Annotated in this window: 9 protein-coding genes and 1 tRNA gene; 3 read left to right on the top strand and 7 right to left on the bottom strand. The window is 62.9% G+C overall.

What is annotated here, in order from left to right:
* Positions 1 to 57: 57 nt before the first annotated feature.
* The 3 genes from NKJ77_RS22535 (at position 58) to proC (ending at position 3245) form a co-directional block, all read left to right on the top strand.
* Positions 58 to 1056: a glycosyltransferase family 2 protein gene (locus NKJ77_RS22535; protein ID WP_023692395.1), complete on the top strand. Its 999-nt coding sequence runs from the start codon at positions 58 to 60 to the stop codon at positions 1054 to 1056.
* The gene (locus NKJ77_RS22530; RefSeq protein ID WP_352535779.1) at positions 1025 to 2344 is read left to right on the top strand and encodes an O-antigen ligase family protein; all 1320 of its coding nucleotides are present in this window, start codon (positions 1025 to 1027) and stop codon (positions 2342 to 2344) included. Before NKJ77_RS22535 ends, NKJ77_RS22530 begins: the two co-directional genes overlap by 32 nt.
* Before the next feature lie 85 nt (positions 2345 to 2429).
* Positions 2430 to 3245 (top strand): pyrroline-5-carboxylate reductase, encoded by an 816-nt coding sequence (proC, locus tag NKJ77_RS22525; RefSeq protein ID WP_352535778.1) that lies wholly within the window; start codon positions 2430 to 2432, stop codon positions 3243 to 3245.
* Positions 3246 to 3312: 67 nt separating this feature from the next.
* On the opposite strand, the gene NKJ77_RS22520 is transcribed toward proC, so the two are convergent.
* The 7 genes from NKJ77_RS22520 to NKJ77_RS22490 form a co-directional block, all read right to left on the bottom strand.
* Complete coding sequence (locus NKJ77_RS22520) at positions 3313 to 4212, bottom strand: MBL fold metallo-hydrolase (protein ID WP_023747213.1); 900 nt, start codon at positions 4210 to 4212, stop codon at positions 3313 to 3315.
* A gap of 276 nt (positions 4213 to 4488) precedes the next feature.
* Positions 4489 to 4911 (bottom strand): type II toxin-antitoxin system VapC family toxin, encoded by a 423-nt coding sequence (locus NKJ77_RS22515; RefSeq protein WP_352535777.1) that lies wholly within the window; start codon positions 4909 to 4911, stop codon positions 4489 to 4491.
* Positions 4880 to 5122, bottom strand: coding sequence for a type II toxin-antitoxin system VapB family antitoxin (locus NKJ77_RS22510; RefSeq protein ID WP_352535776.1), 243 nt, complete (start codon positions 5120 to 5122; stop codon positions 4880 to 4882). Before NKJ77_RS22510 ends, NKJ77_RS22515 begins: the two co-directional genes overlap by 32 nt.
* Positions 5123 to 5193: 71 nt before the next feature.
* Positions 5194 to 6516 carry an NAD(P)H-dependent oxidoreductase gene (locus NKJ77_RS22505; protein WP_023747215.1) on the bottom strand — a complete coding sequence of 441 codons (1323 nt, stop codon included), beginning with the start codon at positions 6514 to 6516 and terminating at the stop codon, positions 5194 to 5196.
* A gap of 152 nt (positions 6517 to 6668) precedes the next feature.
* Positions 6669 to 8063, bottom strand: a complete 1395-nt coding sequence (locus NKJ77_RS22500; protein ID WP_352535775.1) for a multicopper oxidase family protein — start codon at positions 8061 to 8063, stop codon at positions 6669 to 6671.
* A 182-nt stretch (positions 8064 to 8245) separates the two neighbouring features.
* Positions 8246 to 12082 carry a caspase family protein gene (locus tag NKJ77_RS22495; protein ID WP_352535774.1) on the bottom strand — a complete coding sequence of 1279 codons (3837 nt, stop codon included), beginning with the start codon at positions 12080 to 12082 and terminating at the stop codon, positions 8246 to 8248.
* Between the two features lie 404 nt (positions 12083 to 12486).
* Positions 12487 to 12561 (bottom strand) — tRNA-Thr (locus tag NKJ77_RS22490).
* Between the last annotated feature and the right edge of the window lie 14 nt (positions 12562 to 12575).

The raw sequence follows: 12575 nt of genomic DNA, 5'->3' as shown, positions 1-12575 counted from the left end.
AAACGTTATCGTCGCGGTGTTATCGAAAGCCAGATTCAAAACATGCGGCTGGAGCGGATGATCCCTTTGCCATCGGACGGTTCGGTATCGATTGCGGGACGCTCTCCGGGGCTCGCCGCAGAGACGATGGAAGCCGTCGTCACGCTGCCGACCTTCAAGCGGCCGCAACTGCTGCTCGAAACGCTGGCGTCGCTCAAGGCACAGCAAACCAGCCGGCGCTTCGCCGTCATCGTCATCGAAAACGAGGCCGAGGCGCGTGAGGGCGCCCAGGCGGCCGTGCCGCTGTTCGAACGCGACGATATGAAGGGCATGGTCATCATCGCGCATGAGCGGGGCAATTGCAGTGCCTACAATGCTGGCTGGCAGACGGCGATCCTGCATTTTCCGGATTTCCGCCACCTGCTGGTCATCGACGATGACGAGATCGCCGACGCGGACTGGCTGGAGCGCATGTGCAGGACGGCGGAGACGCTTGGCGCCGACATTGTCGGTGGCCCGCAAGTGCCGGTGTTTACCGATCCTGCTCACGCCAAATGGGCCGAGCACCCGGTGTTTGCGCCGCCCTATCGCCAGACCGGGCGCGTGGCCGCACTCTATTCCTCGGGCAACCTTCTGGTCGGGCGCAATGTGCTCACCATCATGGGGCCACCCTTCCTCGACCTGCGGTTCAACTTCATGGGCGGCGGCGATTCCGACTTCCTCAGCCGCTCGGCGCAGAAAGGTTTCGTGCTTGGCTGGTGCGCCGAGGCAAAGGTGCGCGAAGGCGTTCCGGCCCGGCGCGTCGAGGCTGACTGGATCCGCGCCCGATCCTTACGCAACGGTGTAATCTCGACGCTGGTCGAAAAGAAGAAGCGCGCCGGCACGCCATTCGCCGGCGCCAAGGTGTTTGCAAAAAGCCTGGCGCTGCTGATAGCCTCGCCCGTGCGCGGCGCAATCAAATTGGCGCGGACAGGATCGCTGTCGACGGCGCTTTACCCCGTCTATGTCTCGCTCGGCCGCGTGCTTGCCGAATTCGGATACGCCAATGAGCAATACAGGCAGCCTGAGAAGAACTGACGAGCTGCTGCTGGGCGGCATCGTCACCCGCGACGGCGTGGCGACGGCGATTGCCGCGCTGTTATTTGCCGTCATCATCGTGTCGTTCCGGCCGTTTCAGCCGGCAGGCGCGGAACTGACCGGCGACGGCGGCGACATCGTCAACCAGCTCGGCTTCAGTTCGCTCGGCGCCATTTCGATCTTCTCACTGCTGACGTTCGCCGACCCCAAGGTGGTGCGCTCGCTGCTCAGCCCGTCCTGGATTCTGATGCTCGGCTTTTTCATGCTTTCGGTCATCAACGCGACCGACCCGTCCTCGGCCATGCGCGCGGCCTTCTTCACGCTGCTTGGCGTTCTGACGATAGCGACGGTCCTGGTGCTGCCGCGCGATGCCGACAGTTTTTCGAAAGTCATCATATTCTGCGCGATCGTCGTTATCGGCCTGTCCTATATCGGCCTCATCGTCTTTCCGCATGAGGCCCTGCATACGGCCGATTCGCAGGAGCCCGAACATGCCGGCCTGTGGCGTGGTGTGTTCGCCCACAAGAACATTGCCGGACCAATCATGGCCTGCTTCAGCTTCGCCGGCCTCTATCTCGTCCGGCGCGGCCAGAAATTCTGGGGCGTGGCGATCTTCGGCGCGGCGATGATCTTCATGCTGCACACCGGATCCAAGACGACGGCCGGCCTGGTGCCGTTCTCGATCCTGATCGTCGTGCTGCCGGGCATGATCGGCATGCGGTTCGGCACGCCGATCCTGTTTGCACTGGCGATCATTGCGACGGCCATCGGTACCTTAGGCATCGTCTTCATCCCGCCGGTGAAAGAGCTGGCGGCCACCTATTTCCCCGACCTCACCTATACCGGGCGCACGACGCTGTGGGAGTTCTCCGGCGAGATGCTGGCGAAGAAGCCCTGGACCGGCTACGGCTATGAAAGCTTCTGGGGCACGCCGCTGCTGCTGAGCCAGGACCAGCCTTTCGACCGGGCCTGGGACATCCGGACCATCGTGCATGGCCATGACGGCTATCTCGACATTGCGGTGCTGATGGGCATCCCGGCGCTGTGCGTTGCCGTCTACACTTTCGTGATCGCGCCGCTGCGCGACTACATGCGCATCCCGCCGCGCAAGGAGAACATCTATCTCGGTGACTTCTTCATGATGGTGGTGCTGTTCACGGCGCTGAACGCGTTCCTGGAAAGCTTCTTCTTCCATCGCGGCGACCCGGTGTGGCTGTTCTTCGTGCTCGGCGTGCTTGGCTTGCGGCAAGTGTCGCTGCGGCCGATCGCGGTACGCCGGCGACCTTGACCGGCTGGCCTGATCCAGCACCCCTTGGGGCTTTCCCGTCTGCCCGCTAGCGTCTAAGGAGAACCCTTGTCTCGGAGGGCTCTCAATGACGATCAGGCTTGTTCTCGCCGGTTGCGGCAATATGGGTTACGCCATGCTTGCGGGCTGGCTGAAATGGGGCAAGCTTGCCCCGCAAGCCGTGTTCGTGGTCGAGCCCAATGCCGAATTGCGCAAGCGCGCCGAGCACCTCGGTTGCAGTGTCGCCGCGGGCGCGAACGGGATCCCCGCCGACGCAGAGCCCGACCTCGTCGTCATCGCCGTCAAGCCGCAGGTGATCCGCGACGTCACCGCCGCCTATAAGCGCTTCGGCGACGGCAGGACCACCTTCGTCAGCATCGCCGCGGGCACGCCGGTCGCCACCTTCGAGCACATACTCGGCCATCTCGCGCCTGTTATCCGCTGCATGCCCAACACGCCGGCCGCGATCGGCAAGGGCATGATGGTGGTCTATTCCAACCCGCTGGTGACCGACGACATCAGGCGTTTCGTTGCCGAGCTGCTGTCGGCGAGCGGTGTGGTGACGACGATCGACGACGAAGGCCTGATGGACGCGGTGACGGCGGTTTCGGGGTCCGGTCCGGCCTACATCTTCCATTTCATCGAGGCGCTTACGGTTGCAGCCGAGAAGGCCGGGCTGCCGACCGAGACCGCCAGGCTGCTTGCCATGCAGACCGTCTATGGCGCTGCTGCACTCGCTGCCGAAAGCGGCGAGGAGCCCGGCGTCCTGCGCCAGCAGGTGACCAGCCCCAACGGAACCACGGCAGCCGCCCTTGCCGTGCTGATGGGCGAAGACCGGCTGACGAAGCTGCTGACCGAGGCGGTGGAAGCCGCGCGGCTGCGGTCGGTGGAATTGGGGAAGTAAACCGTTCGCGATACGTCAGGGCTGTAGGTGGCCCGTGTGCTCCTGCCTTAGCCCCGGGCCAACCGTATCAGCCCCACTTCATTTCACCCTTGGCGACCTTTGCTCCCAGTTCCAGCGACGAGACGTCAAGAAGATCAGGATAGCGCCGCTTCATCGCCGCAATCAGTTCCACGCTGGATTTCGATTTCCCGGCTTCCTCGTTGAAGGCTTCGAGGTAGGCGCGGGTGAATTCCACGGCCGCAAGACCGTCCGGCGCGCCGGCTACCTGATGGGACGGCACCACGATTTTGGGTTTGCGCGCCGTGATTTCATCAAGCGCAGCAATCCATTTTTTATGGTCGTCTACGGTTGGTTCGTCGGCAACCCAGACATGCACGCCCGACGAGATCAGCACGCCGCCGAACACGGCTTCAAGGGTGGGCACCCAGAGATACCGCCGGTCTTTCAGATCGGCGACGGTGACGATCTCGATCTTGTTTCCTTCGATTTCAAGTGAGGTGATATCGGAAGCCTCGGGAATGACGACATCCGCCAGAACCTTCGGTCCATTGTCCTTGAGCTGTGGGCTCCAGACATCCAGCTTGGCTTGCACATTGGCTTTGATGGCCGCAACCGTTGCGCCGGCCGCGATGATCTTGGCGCCGGGGAAAGCATCCGCGACGGGACGGAGGCCAAAATAATAGTCAGGGTCGCTGCAACTGACATAGATCGTCGTCAGGGTCTTGCCCGTCGCCTTGATCGCATCCGCGACCGCACGGCCATCGGACAGGGTAAATCCACCGTCGAGGAGGATGGCTTCTTTTTCCCCGGTCAGCAGCACCGGCGTGCGGCGGAAACCATTCTCGTCAGCCTGAAAATAGGTCCATTCCAGCTTGGCGGCGGCCCTGGCTGCAAAAGCCAGAGGCTGAAGCATGGCAACCATGCCCGTTGCCAGAAGGGTTTTCATCGTCTCGCGTCTTGTCCAAATGGTTTGCAAGATTTCAATCCTCAATGGGGGTTCAACTGATCGTTCGGAGATTGCCATCTCGGCATCGTTTGAAAAACCCGGATCAAAGAGACAGACTGTATGAATGGATCATTACAATGGCAGCCGATGGGTCTGCGCCGTCAGCACGAGCGCAATGACCAGGCGTGTTGCGCGAGCAGGTCAAAAGCCCCATGGCGCGACCGCGGCAGCATTTGGCCTGCTGGGCGGGAGCGGCTGACGAAGCTGCTGACCTAACCGTGAACTGGGGGAGTAGGATCAGGCCAGATCGGTGTGGGAAAAGTCTTTCCCTTTGTAGAGCAAGGGCATCCCACGGCTTTTTGCCGAGGCATATGACAGGCAGTCAGCGAGATTGAGCTGAGCCGGGTGGCCGCGACCTTTGCCATAGTTCGAAAAAGCCTGGATCGCGAGCTTGGCATCACCGATTTCGATCGGAACCACCTCGATCTCGGCCTCACGCAGGAAGTCCTCTATCGCCTTTTCGGCGAAGAGCGGCTCCACCACCAACTTCGATGAAAGCCGCATCGCCGCTTCGAGCACGACCAGCGGAGATGTGATCCGTATCGAGGCCTGCCCGATCCGGCGGCTCCAATCGGCGGCGTCTTCTCTCCGGCGAGGACAGCGATCACCACCGAGGTGTCGATGAACATCAGGAATGTCCCCACATCTCGTCGATCTCATCCTTAGTCAAATCCCTGCCACCGCTTCCCGCCTTGGCCTTCAGATCGTTCGATATGGCGGCCAGCCGCTCAGCCAGCGGAACTCGTTCACGTTCGCGCTGAAGCTCGGATTCGAGCGCTTCGATCACCGCTTCGGTCAAGGAAATCTTTGGCTTTTCGGCAAGCTGCCGGGCGAGGTCACGGGCGCGCGGGTCTCTGATCTGGAGATTCATTCTGGAAGCCTCCGTTCGCTGTCACTACAATATAGTGATCTTGTCATGACAAAGCCAGAGAGCTGGCCTGTTCATGCCATCTCAGCCCCGTAGAGCAAATCATCCTGCAGCTTCCGCAAAGCGAACAGCCTGGTCGTGCGGTCGGGCGTAGCATTGTCGGCGGTGAGCAGTTCGCCCTTCCTCACCGGTTTCAGCACCTTGCCGCCTTCGAGCAGGCCGACCGGCACTGCCAGATTGACGCGCGCCTCTTCGACGGTCATGGTCCAGGAGCGGTAGCAAGTCTCGCCGATGGCATCGAAGGTCTCGCCCGTGGCGAGATCGCGCTTGGCCACCGCGCAGACTTCGGCCACCGGCTTCGGCAGCGGCACCATGTCGGGGCGGCCGTAGAGCATGATACGGGCCGCCGTCAGCGGCACTTCCAGCGAGGTCAGATGATACGGCCGGAAGAAGCTGTAGTAGGGGCCGTGGCCTATGTGCAGGTCGTCCATGCGCTCGACGATGCGCGGATGCGTCGCCTCGACGATGACGAACACGCCGGGCGCCACGCCCTTGCCGATGGTGTAGTCGACAACGCCCTTCTTCGACAGGATGCCGCCATCCGCCTTCGGGATGAGCACCTTGGCCAGCTGATCGCGGTCGGCCTTTGGGCCGTGCATGCCGGGAACGTCTGGGACCAGCCCGGTGGCGTTGGCGATGGCGCACATCTCGACCATGGTTTTCGAGCCGTCGACGAACTCGACCAGCATGCGCGGGTTCATGTTGCGGCGAAGGGCTTCCTCGCGATAGTCATCCGGAACGGCATCGTGGTTGAGCGGGTTGTTCTTGCCCTTGCCGGCCGAGACGATGGTGTAGCCGAGCGCGGAGGCGAACTCGATCAGCTCCATGCAGCTCGACGGCTCGTCGCCGGCGCCGACCGAATAGACGACGCCGAGCCGGTCTGCCTGCTGCTTGAGGTAGCAGCCGATCGTGACGTCGGCCTCGACATTCATCATCACCAGATGCTTGCCGTGCTCCATCGCCTTCAAGTCGAAATCGGCGGCGACACCAGGCTTGCCGGTGGCGTCTATGACGACGTCGATCAGCGGATTGGTGACCAGCATCTCGTTCGTGGTAATGGCGATTTTGCCCGCCTCGATCGCCGCGGTGACTTTCGAGCCCCTGTCCGCCTCGACCGCCATCGCCTCATCGCCATAGGCGATGCGGATGGCGTCACGGGCGGTGTGCGGGCGGCGTGTCGAGATGGCCGCGACCGAGATGCCGGGCATCAGCATGCCTTGCGTGACCAGGTCGGTGCCCATTTCGCCGGAGCCGATGACGCCGATGCGCACCGGGCGGCCCTCGGCGGCGCGCCTGGCGAGATCGCGGGCCAGTCCGGTCAGGGCGACATTGGTCATGCAAGCGTGTCCACGGCTTCTTGATTGCAGGCGGGAATAGCAGGGAACGGCCCCGCTTTGCCAACGAAACCAGCGGACGGCGGCAATTTCTCCGGCAACAGGCCCGACAGGTGAGGCCAACCCCGGTAGAGGCTGATTGACCCGCCTCGGCGTCAAACCACCCTGATATAGCTCGTCATCCCGGTTTTCTGATGTTCGATGATGTGGCAGTGCAGCAGCCAGTCGCCGGGATTGTCCGCGACGAAACCGAGCTGAACCTTCTCGTTGGGCTGCATGAGATAGGTGTCGGAGATGACCGGCTGAACCTGGCGTGTCGACGACGACAGCACCTTGAAGCTCATGCCGTGCAGATGCATCGGATGCGATTGCGGCGTCAAATTCTCCATGTCGATGACATAGCTTTTGCCGAGCTTCAGCTCGGCCAAAGGCGCGGTCGGGTCCGGCGTGTCGCCCGGCCACGGTACCTTGTTGATGGCCCAGAAGGAGTAGCCTAGCGTGCCGCATATGCTGTCGCTCGGCACGTTTTCCGCCGTGGCGCTGAGCGAGAGCGCGATGTGTTTCGCGCTGGCGAGATCCACCTCCGGCACCGGGTTGGCTTCCAGCGGTGCGAGGTCGCGCAAATCGCGCTTGAGCGAGCTGCCGGTGGCGCGCAAGGTGGCGAGGACCTTGGGTTTGGTGCCCCTGATGTCGCCCAGGCTGACGATCGCGCCCTCCTGGTCAGGCATGCGGATGGCGAGCTCCATGCGCTGCCCCGGTCCGAGCAGCAAGGCATCGGGCGCAAAACGCTGCGGCACCGGATTGCCGTCGAGCGCGATGACCGCGGCCTCCGCACCCTCGACGCGAAAGGCGTAGATGCGGGTGACATCGGTGATGGCGACCCGCAGCCGCACCAACCCGCCGGCCGGCGCGTCGAATTGCGGCTGGTCGAGCCAGTTGGCGGTGCGCACCGTGCCATAGGTTCCGGTTTTTGCGGCATCGCGCGGCCGGAATTGCTGGATGAACTGCGCGTCGTCGCCGAGGCGCCAGTCGCGCAGGTTGACGACGGCTTCGGCGTCGAATTTTGGATCGTTGGGGTTCTCGACCACGATCACGCCGGTGAGGCCATGGCCCATCTGCTCCAGCGTGTTGCAATGCGGGTGATACCAGAACGTGCCGGCGTCGGGCGGCGTGAAGGCGTAGTCGAAATGATCGCCGGTATAGACGTAAGGCTGAACTAGGAAGGGAACACCGTCCATCTTGTTTGGAACGCGAATGCCGTGCCAATGGATGGTCGTCGGGTCGTCGATGGCGTTGACGAGACGCGCGGCAAAGGGCTCGCCCTTTTTCATCCTGAGCACCGGCGGCATTCCGGCCTCTCCATAAGTCAGCACATCGCGGGTCTGGCCGATATCCATGAACCTGGCCTGGATCTTTGCCGTCTTGAGAACCACCGGCTCCGGTGCGGCCGCGGCCCAGCCACCAAGCCTGGCCATCGCTGCAAGGCCAACGCCGCCGACGCCGGCAACCGCAGCCGTTTTCAAAAGCCTGCGGCGGGTGAGTGAGGTCATCTGGCGCTCCAACGGAATATGATTACCTGCCGCCCTGAATGACGGGCGGCGACCGGCGCACAAGCCGATACTGCCACATCGCATCTCTGTCACGCCATGGCGAGCCGATGACGTTTGCTTGCGCAACAGCGTGAACGCTGGCGTGCCCACCATTCGCCCGCATCCGGGAGCGCGGGCTCGGATTAATGCAACTCGGCCAGCAACGCCTGTGCCTCGGAGAGGTTCTTTTCGGAACCGGCGGCGAGATCGTCCATCTTCTTGTCACGGAAGATGACGAGCGCGTCCTGGCATGCGGCGATCGCTTCCTGTGCCATCGCCTTGTCCTTGCGGGCGGCGCCCAGATCGACCAGCACGTCGCACAGGCTGTCCTGCGTGAAGGCGACAGCCGGCACCGAATTGATCTTCTTTTGCACCACGATCGCCTCGCGCAGGACCAGCACCGCCTCCTCGAAATGCGCGACATTGTTTTCGGCGCGGCCGGCCATGGTCAAGGCATAGCCCATCTCGTTGCGCGCATTGGCCCAACGTTCGGGATCGCGGTCGCGACCGAGCTGCTCGGCAAGCGCCCGGTTGACGACAATCGCCTCCTCGTACAATTCAGCCGAAGGCTCGCGGGCCGCGATCATGCTCAGCGTCTGCGCGAGACTGGTCTGGTTGGTGATCCAGAGATCGGGATCGCGGGCGATCGTTCGCACCGTGGCGAGGTCGCGGTAGATCTGAGCGGCTCGTTTCAGCTTGCCGACATCGTTCGCCCAGTAACCAAGACTCGACAGCCCGCCGGCGAGATTGTTCTGATTGTTCTCCCAGACAGCCAGCGCATTCTCGCGCGTTACCACGCTGAGCGCTGCGTCATAGGCGGCAATCGCGCGGGTGAGCAACTCGACGTCCTTGCCGTCCGCGGCCATCAGCAAGGCATTGCCGATATCGCCCTTGGTGCGCGCCCATTGCATGCGGTCGGGAAAACCGTCGTAGATCCGCGCTGCCCTCTCGAAGCTCTCCACGGCCTTGGCGTAGAACGTGGCGTCGCCACCAATCCGGCCCTGGCTGTAGAGGGCAAAGCCGAGGTCGTAATTGATATTGGCCCACTCCTCCGGGTCGGCGTCCTTGGAGTAGGCGGGGAGCGCGGCTTCCAGCATGTCGGCTGCTTGCGCCAGCAAGTCCAGGTTGGATGTATTGTCGCCCAGGATCGACAGGGTCTGGCCGAGCACGCGGCGCGTCTGGCCGATCTCCGTGACATCACCGCCTTTCGTCTGCCCGTCGAGCGCCGCCCGCAGCGCGTCGACCGATTGCTGCAGCAGTAGATCGTCAGAGGCCAGCTTGCCTGACATCATCAATGCGCAGCCGAGGCGGAATTCCGTCTTGGCCCAATTGGCTGGGTCCTTGTCGCGGGTGCGAACCCTGAGCACCTGACCGTAGACATCGATCGCCTGCCGCAGGATCGAGATGTCCCCCGCGCGTTCGCCCCAGTTCGACAGCGTGCCTGCAAGGCTGTAGCCGATCGAAGCGAACTCGCGCGGCGCGGCGGTTGCGGTATAGACCTCCCATGCCTGACGATACGCGGTCACCGCCTGAATGTAGTAATCGGTTCCCGTATCGAGATCGCCGAGCGTGTCGTTGACCGATCCCAGATTCTGCTGCAGCGAAGCCCAGTCGAGCGGCAGTTTCTCACGCGGATATTCGGACAGAGCGGCCTGGTACGCGGTGGCTGCCTGCAGCAGCAGTTCCTTGTTCTTCTGCTTGGCGCCGAGGCGCTGCAAGGCGTTGCCGAGCGTCAGCTGGCCGTTGGCCCAGCTCGCCGCGGCGTGCTCGCGCGTCCAAACCGTAAGCGATGCAAGGGCGGCGTCGCGCGCCTGCTCAAGCGTGGCGACATCGCCGTTAATGGTTCCGATCGATTCCAGCGCCGTGCTCAGATTATTCTGGATTGTCGCCCATTGCGCCGGCGCGCGTTCCCTGGTCATTTCGCCGGTCGCCGCCTGATAGGCAGCAACCGCCTGCTGCATGGTCGCGATATCCTTTTCGCGCTCACCGAGGCGGTAGAGCGCTGCCCCCAGATTGACCTGGCTCAGCGCCCAGTCGAGCGGTACGCGCTCCCTGCTGTATTCGGTCAGCGCCGCACGATGCGCTTCGATTGCGGCGCGAAAACTGTCCGATGTGGTCTGGCGTTCGCCGATCTCGGACAGCACGATGCCGAGATTGTTCTGCGTCGCCGCCCATTCCAGCGGCAGTTTCTTCAACGACTGTACCTCGAGCGCCGAGCGGAAGGCCGCGACTGCCCGCTCAAGCAGTGCCGTCCCGTTCTCGCGCTGGCCGAGCCGCCAGTAGACCGTGCCCAGATTGCCATAGGTCGATGCCCAGTCGTCGGGGTAGGCGTCATGCGTATAGACGGTCAGCGCCTGCTCATAGGCGGCAGCTGCCTTGTCGAGGTTTTCGCGGCCGGCTTCCCGTTCGCCCAACGTAGCAAGCGTGGCGCCCATATTGTTCTGGGTGGCCGCCCAAAGCAGCGGCAACTTTTCGCGGGTGACATAGGTCAATGCCTGTTCATAGGCTGTCAGGGCCTGGGCGAGATACGCATTGTCGCCGGAGAAGTCCCCTTGTTCCGACAGAGCGTTGGCCTCTGCCGCCTTGTAGTAGAACGCGTCTTCGTCGCTCCATTTGGCAGCCTGCTCGAAGGCCTTGGCGTAATCCTGCGCCGCCTCCTTGAAGTTGAAGGAGATTTCATAAGTCCTGGCACTGCTGGCGAAGACCTTTGCGAATTCCAGCCGCTTTGCCTTCAGCTCGGCCTCGGCCTGGTCGACCGTAGACGAAAGTTCGCCGATGCGGGCCTTGGCCTGCTCGTTGAATTTCTGCGCCGCTTCGAGCGCGCCTTCCTGAACCGCCTGTTCGGCGAGTTTCGATAGCCTGGCAATTTCGGGGTCCGGGTTTTTCAAAGTCTCGCGTTCAGCCAACACGTGTTTCAGCCGTTCGGTCTGGCCACGCAGCAGCTTGTCGAGCTCAGCCGGATCCTTGGGTATGTCGACCCCGAGCGCCTTCAGCATGGCGTAGAGCCCATCCATCGGCACCTTGCCGTCACGCGCTATGGTTTCGATCTGGCGGCGCTCCGGATCGGGTAGCGTCGAGATAGTCAGCAGGAGCTGGCGCCGCTCCCTTAGGATTTCCCCCTCGTCGCCTTTCGGCGCCTCGGCGGGGGTACCGAAATAGAGCAGCCGGCGCAGGCTCTCATTGACCCAGGGCCGCTGCTGGCCGTTGGTCTTGAGATAGACCTCCTCGCCGATCATGCGCAAAACGGTGCCGAATTCCTCGCCGCCCATCGTGTCGATGTGGCGCAGGATCGCTGCCGCATAGGGGCTGTTGCCATCGGCCGGACCGTCCAGCGCAACCTTGCCGGGCTCGGCGGCAAAGGCGATGACCTGGCCGAGGCTGTCGTCGACCGAGCCCTTGGCGTCGGCGCCGCCCTTCAGGGAAACCACGCCGCGCGTTTCCCCGAGACCGCCGGCGCCAATCGGCTTGCCTTCGTCGCCCGGCGCCAGCTTCAGGAGCGTGCCCGGCGGGAACGGATCGTTGCGGCAGGCGTCCAGCAGAACGATGGTGACCGGCACCTTGGCCTTCAGTTCGGCGACGATGGACGACAGCGGCACCAGCTTTTCGCCGGCATTGTCGAGCGCCGAGATATCGGCATCGACAGGGACTAGATAATTCTCGCCGCCGGCTTCGATGCCGTGGCCGGAATAGTAGATGATGGCGACATCGGCGCCCTCGGCATCGTCGACGAAGCCTTCGAGATCGCGCCGCAATTTGCGCGCGTCGCGGTTGGTGGCGACATTGGTCTCGAAGCCGAGCCTGTCGAACATCTCCTCGATGGCGCGGGCGTCGTTTTCCGGATTGGGCAGTTTGCCGACATGCTGGTAGTCGGACTGACCGATGATGAGCGCGACGCCTTTCAGCGCCTTCGGCTCTTCAGCCAAAGCGGGGCCAAACGCGCATAGGCACAGCGCCAGTGCCGCAGCAATTGCCGCGCACATGCGCCCTGTCGCACCTGCCGTTCGCCCAAAGAGCATTCTCTACCCCAAAACCCAACGCTATCTTCCGCAGGCGAGATGGCATCATGATGGCCGGCCGATGGCAAGTCCTTGGGCGAGCTGTGTTCTTGTCATGGATATGCGTACGAGGCGGCTGGCTTTCAGCGTGCGAGCGGTAGTATTCAGCATGCCGGATACGGCCAGTCCGGCCTGTTCATGAGTTGACAGGTCCGGACTTGTTGAGCAGTCGTCCGGCCCCGTAGAGCCTCTTTCTCTCAATGTTTCCGGGCGAGGGGGCCACGGTTGGATGCGCGGGATTGGCACTTTTTTTGCGTCAGCCGGCTTTTTTGGTCCGCAACGAGACCCCGACTTCGCGACTGCATCTTTTTAAAATCAAAGGAATGATCTGGTGCTGCGAGAGAGGATTGAACTCTCGACCTCTCCCTTACCAAGGGAGTGCTCTACCACTGAGCTACCGCAGCCGCTGATGGCGGGG

The organism is Mesorhizobium sp. M0052, assembly GCF_040323255.1.
Taxonomy (GTDB): domain Bacteria; phylum Pseudomonadota; class Alphaproteobacteria; order Rhizobiales; family Rhizobiaceae; genus Mesorhizobium.
Note: the sequence above shows the minus strand (reverse complement) of the source record. Positions and strands in the feature narration are given on the sequence as shown.